The sequence below is a fragment of the Kitasatospora sp. NPDC058478 genome (assembly GCF_042720345.1).
Classification (GTDB): Bacteria; Actinomycetota; Actinomycetes; order Streptomycetales; family Streptomycetaceae; genus Kitasatospora.
Window position 1 is genome coordinate 232,884 of sequence record NZ_JBHXML010000002.1, and the last position, 12,401, is coordinate 245,284.

The window sequence follows — 12,401 nt, forward strand, 5'->3', positions numbered from 1 at the left end:
CCCCATGAGCCCCCCGAATACTTTGAGTGTCCGGCAATGTGCACAGCGTAACAATCACTCGTGCGAGTGAACCTCCGGCGCGCCTCCCCCGGGGCTTTCGTTACGGCCTCCGGTCGGGCGGTTCGATGGCGAGGGCGTGCCGGAAGATGTTGCACGGGTCCCAGTTGGCCTTGACCTGTTGCAGGCGAGGGTAGTTGTCCTTGTAGTAGAGGGTGTGCCACGGGGTGCCGGAGGTGTTCCACACCGGGTCGGCGAGGTCGGTGTCCGCATAGTTGATGTAGGAGCCGTCACTGACCTCGCCGGGGACGGGGACGCCTCCGGTGTCGCGGTACACCTCGCGGTAGAAGTCGCGGACCCAGGCCAGATGGGCCGCGTCGTCCGACTCGTCGGCCCAGACGGTGTAGTAGACGGCCTTCATGACCGAGTCGCGCTGGGCGACGGCGGTGGCGTAGGGGGGCACCGCGTTGACCTGGCCGCCGTAGCCGACGAGGAGCAGGCCGCACTCCGTACCGCCCGCGCCGTTCGTCAGATGCCGGTAGGCGGTGACGAGTTGGGTGTCGGTAAGGGAGCGGCGCAGGTAGCCGGCCTTGTCCTTGTAGCGCCGGGTGATCGAGTTGCCGGCCTCGCCCGTCCCCGGCCAGGTACTGGTGGGCAGCCAGGGCATGACGCCCCGGAGGGTGGCGGGTTCGGTGGCACCCACGTCGGCGGTCACCGCGCGCACGAAGTCGGTGAGCACCGCGTCGGAACCCGGAACGCCCGCGTCGATCTGCACGACCAGCTCAAGGGTGCCGGACTTGCGGTGTCCGGCAATGAGGACGGCGTACAGGTTCGCCGCGGGGGTGCCCGGCTCGCTGTTGCGCTCGTGCCACGTCCCGTAGTTGCGCAGCAGCGTGGTGAACGCCCGTTCCGTCATCTTCTCGTCCCAGCTCCAGGCGACCAGGCACCTCCGCAGCTCGCCCGGGGCGCGCGGCAAAAGCGCCGCGGGGTCGCCGTGGGAGCGGGTGCCAGGGCCGGAAGTTTCGGGGCCGGGGGTGCCAGGGCCAGGGGTGTCACGGGAGCGGAGCCAGTAGCGGGTGACGACGCCGAAGTTGCCACCCCCGCCGCCGGTGTGGGCCCACCACAGGTCGTGGTTCGGATCGTCCGGGTCCCGGGTGGCGACCACCGCCCGGACGGTCCCGTCCCGGTCGGCCACCACCACCTCCACGGCGTACAGGTAGTCCACGACCGAGCCGTAGGCGCGGGACAGCGGACCGTACCCGCCGCCGGCCAGATGCCCGCCCGCGCCCACCTCGGGGCAGCCGCCGGCCGGGATCGTCACACCCCAGCCCTTGAACAGGGTCCGGTACACGCGTCCGAGGGTCGCCCCCGGCTGCACCGCGAAGGCACCCATCGCGGGGTCGAAGCCGACGGCGTCCATCGGAGAGAGGTCCAGCAGGAGCTGCACCGCCGGGTCGCCGGTGAAGTTCTCGAAACAGTGGCCGCCGCTGCGCACGGCGATCCGGCGCCCGGAGCGGACGGCGTCGGCGACGGCCCGCACCACCTGCTCGGTGGAGCCGGCCAGGCGGATCTCCTCCGGCCGGCCGACGAAACGGTAGTTGTCGCCCCGCAGCAGGCTGTCGTAGCGGGAGTCATCGGGGCGGACCGTGACCGGCCCGAACGGCCGGCCCTCCGGCCCGCCCCCACCTCCCGCCGGACCCGGGCCCTGGTGGCCCGCCGCCTCGGCGGGCCCGACGGCCAGGCCGGCAACCGCACCGCCGGCCGCCACCGCGCCGGCCCGGGCGAGCAGGTGGCGACGCCCCAGCCGTTCGTCTGCCGACCCGTCCATCTCTTCCTCCGTTCACCACGACCATTCGTCAGCGCATGCTATCGGCGCCACGCCATCCAAATATGCTGACCGTAGCGATAATTGACGCAGAATCAGGAATGCCGATCATCGACACGCCCGACCCGCCCCCGGCGGACGTTCAGTGGGCGCCGCAGAAGACGGCGTCGAGGAACTTGTTGCCCGCCTCGTTCTGCGCCGTCTGCTCGGCGTCATCGCCCCGCGGGGTGTAGGAGAGCGCGACCTGGCGGTCGGCGGTGCCCCACAGCTGGGTGGTGAAGCCGAAGGTGCCACCGTTGTGGCCCAGCACGGTGGTGCAGGAGAGCTGCACCCGCGCCAGCCCCATCCCGTAGTCGATTTCGTGCGAGCCCGGCACGGTCTCAAACGTCGTGGTCATCTCGCGCTGCTCCGCCGGGCGCAGCAACTTCCCGTTCAGCAGGGCCTGCTGGAATCGGATCAGGTCATCGGTGGTGGAGATGATCTCTCCGGCGGCGCCCGCCCAGGAGGGGTTCTGGTCGGTGACGTCGATGTCGGTCTTCTTGACGTTCCCGGTGCCGGCGCCGTCCACGGTGGTCCAGTAGCTGTGGGCGTGCGGGCCGGGGATCGTGGTGGAGCGGCCGGGGACCGTGGTCTTCGTCATCCCGAGCGGACGCAGGATGCGCTGACCGACCTCCTGTCCGTAGGGGTGCCCGGTGACCTGCTCGATGATCAGACCGAGGATGTCGAAGTTGGTGTTGGAGTAGCCCCATTGGGTGCCGGGCGCGAAGTACGGGGCGTGGGAGACGGATGCGGCCACCAACTGACGCGCGGTGAACGTGCGGTTCAACCCGCCCTGGGCCAGCCACGTCCGGAAGACGGCCGGGTCGTTGAGGTTGGGAAAGACATCGGTGCCCTCGTTGGTGGCGTCGAACAGGCCCGTGCGCTGGTTGAGCAGCTGGCGGACGGTGATGTTCTGCCCGTTGGGGACCAGCCCCGGCAGGTGGCTCGACACCGAGTCCTCCAGGCCGAGCCGGTGCTCGCCGACCAGTTGCAGCACCGTGGTGGCGACGAACGTCTTGGTGACGCTGCCGATCCGGAACCGGCCGTCACCACGGACGGGCGCCTGACCGACCAGGTCGGTCACCCCCGTGGTGCCGCGCCACCGCTGGTCACCGTCACGCACCTCGGCGATCGCGGACACCGCCTTGGCGTCGGTCAGCCCGTTGAGGGCGAGTTGCAGCGGACCGCCACGCGGGCGGGCCGACGAAGCTGCGGAGTCCTCGGCCCCCGCCACGGCGGCGGAGGCGGGTGACGCGGACACCGCCAGGCAGAAGGCTGCGATCAGGGCACTGGTCAGACGACGAGACATGGTGCTTCCCTTCACTCGGGCGAACAGGAGTTCGCCACGAGCCAGCCTGTCAGCGCCGCCACCGGGGGATCATCACTCCGGATGAGGACCCGTCCATCCTTCAACAGGCTTACGAGATCGACACCTTAGGACACCAAAGAGGTACGTGAGGGGTCGTCCGGCGGTCGCATCCGGGGATGCGCCCGCACGCTCGGTCGAGTTATGGCCGGGGGGAGCCTCTGGCCTGGTGGCTCCCCCCGGCGTTCGGCACAAGGTCCCGTTCTACGGCCGGTCAGCCGGTCAGCCGGCGCTGACGACCTGGCCGCAGATGATCGTTCCGTTGAGCGTGACCGTCTGACCGAGGTCGTAGGTGGCGGCCACCTCCGTGTCCGTCAGCGTGACCGTCCAACTGTCGCCGGTCTTGGTCGCCTTGACGCCGGTCGCGTTGTTCTTCACGTAGCCGCCGACGTGGGCGGCCGTGCTGACCGGCATCATCCAGCCGGTGCCCGACTCGACGCCGGCGACGCTCGGGCCACCGGCGTTCTGGTCCGACGGCGCCTGGAAGGACGTCAGCTCACCCTTGATGACGGTGCAGGTGCTGTCTGCGGCCTTGATGGAGCCGGACTCCACGCCGCTGAAGGTCACGTCGGCGCTGCCCTTGCCAGCCTTCGCCGGCGGGCCGGTGGGGGCGCCCGCCGCTGCGGGCGCTGCCGCGTCAGTCGTCGCCGCACCCGCGGACGTCGAGACCGCGGCCCCCGGTGCGGTGGCGCTCTTGGCCGGGCTCGACGATCCGCATCCGGCGAGGGATATCAGCGTCGCGCCGGCTATGAGCCCGATGACGGCACGTCGTCGGTGGAGTTCGGTCCGTGACATGTTCTCGCCCCTGAATCTCGCGTGTGAGTATTTGACGATCACCGTGCAGAATGCGGTCGGCGGCTGTCCGTCGCGGGACGGAGGCCGGATGTCGGGCCGGTGTTCTGCGCGGTGATCTCCATGCCCGGCACCATAGCCTGACGGTCTGACAAAAAAGTGTTCGCACTCGGATTGGTGGACACCGGTCCGCCTGGCAGCAAAACGGCCGCCCCTGACCCGCCACACGGAAAACCGGATTCCTCCCCGGGCTGAAGGCCGGGACATCCTTCGACCATCCAGGTGAAGCGCCGCACGGGCGGAGGCAGGGGTCGCCCGGCCGGTGGGGTCAGCTGTCGACGTTCACCGCGGACCAGGTGGAGGCGACGGTGGTGGAGGCGGTGCTGTCGGAGCCGAAGAGGTCGGCGGCGGCCTGGAGGGTGGCGGCGCGGGCACCGGAGTAGTCGGTGGTGGAGATCATGTAGGTGGTCAGCGCGCGGTGTCGTTCATCTCGTACCCGAGCAGGGTGTGCGTGGTGCCCAGGGGCACCGTGCCGTTGTACTGGCCCTGGCCGATGCCGGTGTGCACGGCCTCGTAGGCGTACAGTTGCCCGCCCGAGGCCGCCTCGGTCGGCACGTAGCGGCTCGCGGGGCTGTCCAGGAACGCGCACCACTCACGCAGGACCTGCTGGAGCGCGGAGTTGAACGCCGGAGTGCGCAGCAGGCTCTCGCCTGACCGACAGGTAAGGAAACACCACCCGCTGCCATGAAGCCCGAAAGGATGACGGCGATAACTCATCAGCTCAGCTGATGTGCGCGAGCCGAACGACTTCACCCCCCTGAGCCGGCGTGCTACCCGGTCAGCGCCGCGTGCAGTGGGGCCAGCAGGGAGAGGTCGTCGGTGGTGACGGTGAGGTGGGTGGCGCCGGCGGACCGCCAGGCGTCGGCGAGGGAGCGCCAGGTGTCCGGCCGGCCGGGGGCGGGGCGCAGGCGGGCCTCGATGCCGAAGGCGCTCCAGTCGCGGCCGGCTTCCGTCACCGCCGTCCGCAGTTCGGCGATGAGTGCGGCACCGCGGTTGACCCGGTTGGCGAGCAGGCCGGACATGGTGAAGCCGTCGGCGAGGGTGGCGATCCGGCGCAGTGAGCCGGGTCTTCCTCCGGTGCGCAGGGTGCCGCCGCCCATCCAGAGGGGTACGGGACGCGGCCGGGGGGTGAGGGTGACGCCGGAGAACGCGACGTGCTCGCCGGCGAAGTCCGCGTCCGGCCGCGTCCACAGCAGGCGCAGCGCGTGGACCTGTTCCTCGAACAGTGCCGCACGGGTGCCCGGGGCGACGCCGAGGGCGGCGGACTCGGCGGCGTCGGATCCGATGGCGATGCCCAGCCGCAGCCGGTCGCCGCTGAGGTGGGCCAGTTGCGCGGTCTGCTTGGCGGCGAGCACCACCGGGCGGTGCGGCAGGATCGTCATCGCGGTCGCCAGCTCGATCCGGGTGGTGACGGCTGCCAGGAACGCCACCAGCGTCAGACTCTCGTAGGCGGGAACGCCGGACACCAGGTGTTCGGGGACGGACAGGTGGTCGTACCCGAGGCTCTCCGCAGTCACCGCGAACGCGCGGAGTCCGGCGGGTGAGAGGGCCGTCGGGACGGTCCAGCCGAGGCGGAGGGTCATTTGCGGAAGGCCTCCGGGTCGGCGGTGGAGACGAACACCGCGCGCGGGCGTTCGGCGGGCAGCAGCTGAGAGTTGAGGAGGTGGCGTAGTGCCTTCTCGCCGCCGGGGAGGGTGCCGGTGACGGACAGGTGGACGTGGAGGACTTGCGTGCCGTCCTCGGTCACCACCTCGGGCACGCAGTGCACGACCCCCGGGATGGCGTGCGCGGCCTGCCGGACGGTGTTCAGTGAGACCTTCTCGCCGCGCAGGACCACGAAGTCCGACAGGCGTCCGTGGAAGGTCAGATAGCCGTCGTCGATCGAGAAGGCGTCCCCGGTGGCGATGGTCCGCGGCCCCAGCAGGACTCTGCCGCTGTGCTGCCCGACCCGGCGCAGCAGTACGGTGCCGGATTCGACCAGCAGTTCGCCCACGTCGCCCTGCACCCCGCGCAGTGACGCGCGCACTCCCGGCAGCGGGCGGCCGACGGAGCCGTACCGGTGCGCGGGCTCGGCGTGCGCGGCCAGGGTCGACACGCGTGGTCCGGCCTCGGTGAGCCCGTAGGTCAGGTACAGCTCCGCGGAGGGCCGCGCGGCCAGCAGGCGGGCCACCTCCGCGGGTGCGAGCCGGTCCCCGCCGACCGCCAGTGCCCGCAGGCCGCGTGGCACGAGCCCGGGGTCGGCCAGCAGTTGGCGGGCGATCGTCGGGGTCACCGCCGAGTGGGTGACCCCGCGCGCGGTGACCGCGTCGCGGTACCCGGCCGGCGAGAACGGCGGCCCGTCGAGCACCAGTCGCGCCTTGGTCACGTACGCGGCGAACGCCTGCGCCACGAGGGCGTAGGAGTAGTACAGCGGCAGATTCACCAGCAGGGTGTCGGCCGGGGTGATGCCCGTGGCCCCGGCGTGCAGGCGGGCGTTGTGCAGGAGCGAGGCCACCCGGTGCACGCACGCGCTGAACATCCCGGAGGTGCCGGAGGTGGACAGCAGGATCTCGCCCGGCCGGTACGGGGTGGTGGGGTGCCCGGTCGGCACGGCGAACGCGCCGCCCACCGGCAGTTGCGGCCCCGCGCCGGCCAGCCGGGTGGTCACCACGACGCCGGCCCCGACGTGCCCGGCCAGCGCGCGCACCCGCTGCCACGGCGTGCTCGGCGGCACGGCCAGCGGCACCAGGCCCAGCAGCAGCGACGAGAGCAGCACGCGCAGCAGTTCGACTCCGTTGGTGAGGCAGAGCACGACCGCGTCGCCCGGTGCCAGGCCCAGGCCGGCCAGGTCCGCCAGCACGTCGTCCACCCCGGCCGGGGCGCCGCCGCCCGTACTGGCCGGGGTTGCCTCGACCCGGGTCAGGAAGTCGGCCACCTCGGACCGGGTGAGGCTGTTCACCGGTCTTCCCGGGCGCTGGTCAGGACCAGGCAGCGACACAACTGCCCTTCTCCCGCGGCGGGTTGCAGGCCGACCAGGAGGACGTGCCGGGCGTGGCCGTCCGCGAGCCAGCCGCCGATCACCGTGAACGCGACGGGGGTGGCCCGGTCGGGGTGCGCCGCCAGCAGCAGGGACGGCCCGCGCAACTCGTGGCGCAGGGCGGGCAGCCCGGCCAGCACGCCCGGGTTCGCTCCGGCGAAGCGCAGTGGCGACACCCGGGACTTCGGCAGCGAGTCGGCGATGCGGCGCATCGTCCGTTCGCTCCCGGTCGCGCTCATGACCAGGATCCCGGTGTCGGCGGCGTCGTCGAGCACGGGTTCGGCGCAGTCCGCCAGTGCCCGGTCCACGGTCTCGGCGACCAGCCAGGCCGCCGGGTCGGCGTAGAAGGACGGTTTGTTCACCGTGTACTCGTCCGGGTCGTCGGCGACCACCGTCGCCGAGCCCAGCAGCCGGGTGCCCGTCGGCACGTGTGTCACACCCTCACCCCTTCGAACAGCAGGCACGTGTTGAACCCGCCGAACCCCAGCGTCAGGCTCAGTCCGGCGCCGGGGCCGACGGGTTGCGCCGATCCCATGGCCAGCCGCAGCGGTGCCACCGGATCGCGCAGCCCGAGGACCGGTGGGACTCGTCGGTGGCGCAGCGCCAGGACCGTCGCCACGGCCTCGACGGCCCCGGTCGCGCCCAGGCTGTGGCCGAACGCCCCCTTGGTGGCGAACACCAACGGGCCGTCGGCTCCGAACAGTTCGAGCAGGCTGCGCGCCTCGACCTCGTCGTTGAGCGGTGTGCCGGTCCCGTGGGCGTTGACCACCGCGATGTCCGCGGGTGCCAGGCCCGCGGAGGCCAGGCAGCGTTCGACGGCGCGCAGCACGGCGCGCCCGGACGGGTCCGGCGCGGTGAGCCCGGCGGCGTCGTTGGCCGCGCCGGCCCCGCGCAGCCGGGCGTGCACCCGGGCGCCGCGCTCCCGGGCGGAGTCGGGGTGTTCGACCACCACGAAGGCCGCGCCCTCGCCGAGCAGCATCCCGTCGCGCGCCCGGTCGAAGGCCCGCAGTCCGGTGGGGCTCATCGTGCCCAGCGCGGAGTGCCCGAGCCGCTTGGCCTCGGTGACCACGTCCACCCCGCCCGCCACGCAGACCCGCCGCTCGCCCGAGCGCACCAGGGCGTGCGCGACGGCGATCGCGTCCGACCCGGCGGAACAGGCGGTCATGACGCAGACCGGCGTGCCCGGGTGCCCGATGCCCGCCGCCGCGTCGTCGGCCCAGGCGTGCAGCGTCGGCTCCGCCTCGTCCAGGCAGGCGCCGAAGCTGGTGCCCAGGACGAGGCCGACCTCGGGGTCGGTGGTGGACAGACCGGCGTCCGCGAACGCGGCGGACAGCGTCCGCCCGGCGAGCGCGCGCTGGCGCTCGCCCGCCCCGGTCCCGTACGGCACCGACGCGACGACGGCGGCGGCGGTGTTGCGCAGGGGGTGCGGCGAGTGGACGGGCGCCAGCGCCGAGTCGCCCGCGCACAGCCGTTCCCACACCGCCTCCTGGTCCCGGCCCAGCGGAGTGTCCCAGGCCAGTCCGGTGATCACCGGGGTCACCACGGCCGCGCCGCCGCGGGATCGACCTTCGTCCGGCTCATCGCGCCGCGGAACCCGGCGACCGATCGGCCCTCCACGGTCACCACGGCGGAGAAGGCGAAGGTGGGACCGGACAGCCGGTCCGCGCGGACGTCGAGCACGACCTGGTCGCCGGGCACGACCGGGGCGAGGAACCGGGACTTGACCGTGCCGACCAGGGTGACCTCGTCGTCGGCGAGCGGATCGCTGCTCAACTGGTAGAGCAGGACGCCGGATTGGGCGAAGGCCTGCATGGTGTGGCTGCCGGGCAGGATCAGCCCCGGGGTCAGGCCGCGCTCGGGCAGGTGCCCGGACAGCGCGCCCATCTCCGCCGAGACGGCGAACATGCTGCGCAGGAACACGCCGGGCTCATGGTCCAGAACCCGGTCGATGAACAGGCGGGGGTGGCGTCCGCGCACCAGGGCGGCGATGGCCGAGGTGCCCAGCGGACGTGCCTCGCGGACCGTGACGGGAGGGGGTGCCGTTTCGTTCGGGTGTCGCATCCGGGACGATTCCTCTCAGGGCCTGTCGCAGCGGTGCCGGTAGGGGCACCACGCGCCGGGTGTCGGGGGCGACGGCGGCGAAGACGAGGTCGCCGGCCACCAGCGGGGTGCGGGTGCCGTCCTGCTCCTCCCGCAGCAGACGTACCGCGAGGGCGAACCAGGCCGCGCCGACGTGGTCGACCCGGGTGTCCCCGATGATCACGTCGCGGTACACGGCGCTGTTGAGGTAGGTCACCCGCAGGTCGGCGACCACCAGGTCGACGTCGGCCGCGCCGAAGGCGGTCAGGCCCGCGCCGTGCGCTTCGAGGTGTTCGGTGCCCGCGGTCTCCATCAGCGAGGTGTAGCGGGAGAAGTGCACGATCCCGGTCGCGTCGGTGTCGACGTGCTCGACCCGGGTGCGGAACTCCGCGCTCACCACAGGGCCCGGGCGCCTGCCGCCACCCGGTCCACGATCTCGTCGGCCTGCGTCCCGGTGGTGATCAGCGGCAGCACGATCCGCAGGGTGGGGTGGATGTAGCGCCGGCCGCCGGAGCATCTGCCCGCGCCCGCCATGAACTCCGCGTACACGCCCGCTTCGATCAACTCCCGGCGCAGCGCGCCGATCCGGTCCGCCGCCGCGGCGGTCAGTTCCACGCCGAGCATGACCCCGCTCCCGCGGACCTCGGTGAACACGTCCGGGTGGCGGCCCACCAGGGCGTCGTCGAGACGCTTGGCCAGGTCCACGCCGACGTCGGCCGAGCGTCGCAGCAGCCCTTCGGCCTCGATGTGCTCGATGCCGTCGCGGATCACCGCGCAGTTCGGCGGCCGCAGGTCGGAGGTGGCCACGGCGCCGGAGGAGCGGACGGCCAGCTCCTTGCGGGCGATCACCATCGAGGTGGACACCGTACCCATGCCCAGGAACTTGCCGATGACGGTGATGTCGGTGGGCACCGGTCCGTCCGCGTCGCGCATGGCGAACCAGCTGCCGGTCTTGGCGAACGTCAGCACCTCGTCGGCCACCAGCAGCACGCCGTCGGCCGTGCACCGCCGCGCGAGTTCGCGCAGGTATCCGGGCGGAGGCGCGAGGATGCCCGCGTCGCCCTGGATCGGTTCGACCACGACGGCCAGCAGCCGGTCGGCGGACTCGGCGAAGTACTCCGTCAGGGCGTCGAGGTCGCCGAACGGGATGTGGTGGACCCGGACGCCGTACGGGCCGGCGGTGTCCGCGCCGGGCAGCCCGGCCCGGTAGTACCTGCGGTTGAGCAGCTGCACCAGTCCACTGGTCCAGCCGTGCCAGGCGCCGTGGAAGGCCAGGATGGTGTCGCGCTGCTCCTTGCCCGGGCGGTGGCACAGCCGCCGGCCGTCGAAGCGGGACTCCAGCACCAGCCTCAGCGCCAACTCGTTGCCCTCCGAGCCGGAGTTGCGTCCGCTGACGTGGTACCGCCCCGCGGGGAAGTGGTCGGTCCACAGCCCGCCGGGGCCGAAGAGCCGGTCGAGGAGCTCCGCCCGTTCCAGCGAGCCCAGTTCGTCGGTGACGTTGCCGACTCCGGTGCTGCGCGCGAGCGCCGCTCGTACGACGGGGTGGTCGCCGCCCAGGGTGGCGCTGGCGTAGCCGCCGCTGGCGTCCAGCAACCGCAGCCGCCTGCCCCGGCGTTCCGGGCTCAGGTCGACCACGTCGAGGTGCAGGCCGCTGCCGCCCACGCAGGCGAACGGGAGCCGGGTGGCCCCGTAGTGGTTGAGGTGCAGGTCCGTGCCGCGCAACAGCACACCGGTCGGGTCCCCGGGGTGGTCGTCAGCGGTGACCGGGGCCGTGCTCACGCGGTGGCCGGGGGGCGGTCGGCCCCCGACAGCCGCTCGACCAGTGCCAGCACATCGCCGAGGGTGGACAACTCCCCCGCCGCGACGGCCTCGTCGGGGATGCTGATGTCGAACGCCTCTTCACACTGCACGCGCAGTTCCACGAAACCGAGCGAGTCCATGCCGTAATTCTCGCGCAGCCTGTCGTCGAGTCGCATCCGGTCGATCGGCACCTCCACCAGCACCTCGGAGTGCAGAATTCGCTTGATGGTCTGCAAAGGATTCACCAGAACTTCCCCTCTGGGTGGGTTCATTCGAACAGGCGGCGACCGGGCGTCCGGCGTGCGAAAAGGCGAGTGAGATCGCGGAAACGGTCGGGCCGAAAGCGGGCCGACGCCGATCGAAATACAAGGCGGCGCCGGCCATTCACGCTTTATCGAAGCTAGCCGAGGCCTTATCACCTGTCAATGGTCGACGATTTACCCGCCACGCACCTTCGAACACCGGATTCGACAATTCTTTTGCACGTTAGTTCGACGGCGATTCGGCCATTTCCGAGCACACGGTCCGTACACCCGCGAAAACCGGCCCGCAACGCGCCTCCCGAGCGGGCCGCGATCGACAGCCGAGCGGCAGCTATGCACCTTTTGTGCAATTTGAGACGCATCTCCGTCTGGCGCATATGCTTCTTGTCCTGGTGAATCATCCCGAACTAGCCTGAGGTCGTCCCTTTGTCCGGATGGACACAGAGCGCGGGAACGGGAACGCCATCGGGCTCCCCGGTGGCAGCGTCAGGCCTCACCCCCGGCTTCCTCCCCGTTCACTGCGAGCGCACCATCCGATGGCGCTGACCACTTCTGTCGATAGCGCTGACCATTTCTGCTTCCTGCCGACCGAAGTCCGCCTCCTTGCGCGGCTGTCGGCAGACTCCTTCGAAGGAGCTTCGAAACGCCATGAAAGTCACCCCCGACGCCCTGCGCGGCGTCACCGTGTTCGTCGGCGGCCCGATCCAGCACGCCTTGGTGCCCGGCGGGATGGCGGCGCCGATCCACGATTTCCTGAGACTGACCATCGACCAGTCGCGGCAGGCCGGCGCCACCGTGCTGTCCGCGCACGTGGCCGAACGATTCGGTGCCGACACCGCTTCGTTCACCCCCGAGGAGGTGTCCGTGCGCGACTACGCATGGATGCGCGAATGCGATGTGTTCGTGCCGGTCCTGCCGGTGCTCGACGGCACCCTGCTGCGCACGGACGGCACGCACATCGAACTGGGCTGGGCCAGCGCGCTGGGCCGCCCCATCGTGGGCATCACCGACCAGCCCTTCTCCGAGTCGGCCAGCCACCTGCTCAAGGGACTCGCCCAGGTCGCCGCCGCAACGTTCCTGTCCGCCAAGGAGATCGCCAAGGACCCGGCGCTGCTGGTCGACGGCGTGCTCGCGGCGCTGGGCCGGACCAGGGCGGCGGCCTGA

The 12,401-nt window shown here is 71.7% G+C and carries 13 protein-coding genes and 1 pseudogene; 1 reads left to right on the plus strand and 13 read right to left on the minus strand.

Going from position 1 to position 12,401, the window contains the following annotated elements; all coding sequences use genetic code 11:
• Positions 1 to 100: 100 nt before the first annotated feature.
• From ACFWPT_RS02000 to ACFWPT_RS02060, 13 genes and pseudogenes are all read right to left on the minus strand, one after another.
• Entirely contained in the window at positions 101 to 1,825 is a 1,725-nt protein-coding gene (locus ACFWPT_RS02000) for an FAD-binding oxidoreductase (RefSeq protein ID WP_380478781.1), read from the minus strand.
• Positions 1,826 to 1,964: 139 nt separating this feature from the next.
• Positions 1,965 to 3,170: a serine hydrolase domain-containing protein gene (locus ACFWPT_RS02005; protein ID WP_380369196.1), complete on the minus strand. Its 1,206-nt coding sequence runs from the start codon at positions 3,168 to 3,170 to the stop codon at positions 1,965 to 1,967.
• Between the two features lie 279 nt (positions 3,171 to 3,449).
• Entirely contained in the window at positions 3,450 to 4,022 is a 573-nt protein-coding gene (locus ACFWPT_RS02010) for a hypothetical protein (RefSeq protein ID WP_380369199.1), read from the minus strand.
• A 325-nt stretch (positions 4,023 to 4,347) separates the two neighbouring features.
• A pseudogene (locus ACFWPT_RS02015) lies at positions 4,348 to 4,500 on the minus strand (M4 family metallopeptidase); the annotation flags it as partial.
• Positions 4,488 to 4,796 carry a phophatidylserine decarboxylase associated domain-containing protein gene (locus ACFWPT_RS02020; RefSeq protein ID WP_380369205.1) on the minus strand — a complete coding sequence of 103 codons (309 nt, stop codon included), beginning with the start codon at positions 4,794 to 4,796 and terminating at the stop codon, positions 4,488 to 4,490. The gene ACFWPT_RS02020 and the pseudogene ACFWPT_RS02015, both read right to left, overlap by 13 nt.
• Positions 4,797 to 4,849: 53 nt before the next feature.
• Entirely contained in the window at positions 4,850 to 5,662 is an 813-nt protein-coding gene (locus tag ACFWPT_RS02025; RefSeq protein ID WP_380478783.1) for a TIGR03619 family F420-dependent LLM class oxidoreductase, read from the minus strand.
• Positions 5,659 to 7,017, minus strand: coding sequence for a class I adenylate-forming enzyme family protein (locus tag ACFWPT_RS02030; RefSeq protein ID WP_380478785.1), 1,359 nt, complete (start codon positions 7,015 to 7,017; stop codon positions 5,659 to 5,661). Before ACFWPT_RS02030 ends, ACFWPT_RS02025 begins: the two co-directional genes overlap by 4 nt.
• Positions 7,014 to 7,532, minus strand: a complete 519-nt coding sequence (locus ACFWPT_RS02035; RefSeq protein ID WP_380478787.1) for a polyketide synthase — start codon at positions 7,530 to 7,532, stop codon at positions 7,014 to 7,016. Before ACFWPT_RS02035 ends, ACFWPT_RS02030 begins: the two co-directional genes overlap by 4 nt.
• Positions 7,529 to 8,626 carry a beta-ketoacyl synthase N-terminal-like domain-containing protein gene (locus ACFWPT_RS02040; RefSeq protein ID WP_380478789.1) on the minus strand — a complete coding sequence of 366 codons (1,098 nt, stop codon included), beginning with the start codon at positions 8,624 to 8,626 and terminating at the stop codon, positions 7,529 to 7,531. The genes ACFWPT_RS02035 and ACFWPT_RS02040 overlap by 4 nt, the downstream gene beginning before the upstream one ends.
• A gap of 5 nt (positions 8,627 to 8,631) precedes the next feature.
• Positions 8,632 to 9,015, minus strand: coding sequence for a polyketide dehydratase (locus ACFWPT_RS02045; protein WP_350876226.1), 384 nt, complete (start codon positions 9,013 to 9,015; stop codon positions 8,632 to 8,634).
• 7 nt (positions 9,016 to 9,022) lie between these two features.
• On the minus strand, positions 9,023 to 9,571 hold the full coding sequence (locus ACFWPT_RS02050; protein ID WP_380369219.1) for an acyl-CoA thioesterase: 549 nt from the start codon (positions 9,569 to 9,571) through the stop codon (positions 9,023 to 9,025).
• A complete protein-coding gene (locus ACFWPT_RS02055) occupies positions 9,568 to 10,953 on the minus strand; it encodes an aminotransferase class III-fold pyridoxal phosphate-dependent enzyme (RefSeq protein WP_380478791.1) in 1,386 nt (461 codons plus the stop codon). The genes ACFWPT_RS02050 and ACFWPT_RS02055 overlap by 4 nt, the downstream gene beginning before the upstream one ends.
• On the minus strand, positions 10,950 to 11,219 hold the full coding sequence (locus tag ACFWPT_RS02060) for an acyl carrier protein (protein WP_380478793.1): 270 nt from the start codon (positions 11,217 to 11,219) through the stop codon (positions 10,950 to 10,952). The genes ACFWPT_RS02055 and ACFWPT_RS02060 overlap by 4 nt, the downstream gene beginning before the upstream one ends.
• Positions 11,220 to 11,885: 666 nt before the next feature.
• Here ACFWPT_RS02060 and ACFWPT_RS02065 point away from each other — a divergent pair.
• On the plus strand, positions 11,886 to 12,401 hold the full coding sequence (locus ACFWPT_RS02065) for a nucleoside 2-deoxyribosyltransferase (protein ID WP_063351995.1): 516 nt from the start codon (positions 11,886 to 11,888) through the stop codon (positions 12,399 to 12,401).

Bases quoted from the DNA above. Each gene is read 5' to 3' on its own strand.
- ACFWPT_RS02000 (WP_380478781.1), bottom strand. From the start codon at position 1,825: ATGGACGGGTCGGCAGACGAACGGCTGGGGCGTCGCCACCTGCTCGCC.
- ACFWPT_RS02065 (WP_063351995.1), top strand. From the start codon at position 11,886: ATGAAAGTCACCCCCGACGCCCTGCGCGGCGTCACCGTGTTCGTCGGC.
- ACFWPT_RS02025 (WP_380478783.1), bottom strand. From the start codon at position 5,662: ATGACCCTCCGCCTCGGCTGGACCGTCCCGACGGCCCTCTCACCCGCC.
- ACFWPT_RS02020 (WP_380369205.1), bottom strand. From the start codon at position 4,796: ATGAGTTATCGCCGTCATCCTTTCGGGCTTCATGGCAGCGGGTGGTGT.
- ACFWPT_RS02010 (WP_380369199.1), bottom strand. From the start codon at position 4,022: ATGTCACGGACCGAACTCCACCGACGACGTGCCGTCATCGGGCTCATA.
- ACFWPT_RS02005 (WP_380369196.1), bottom strand. From the start codon at position 3,170: ATGTCTCGTCGTCTGACCAGTGCCCTGATCGCAGCCTTCTGCCTGGCG.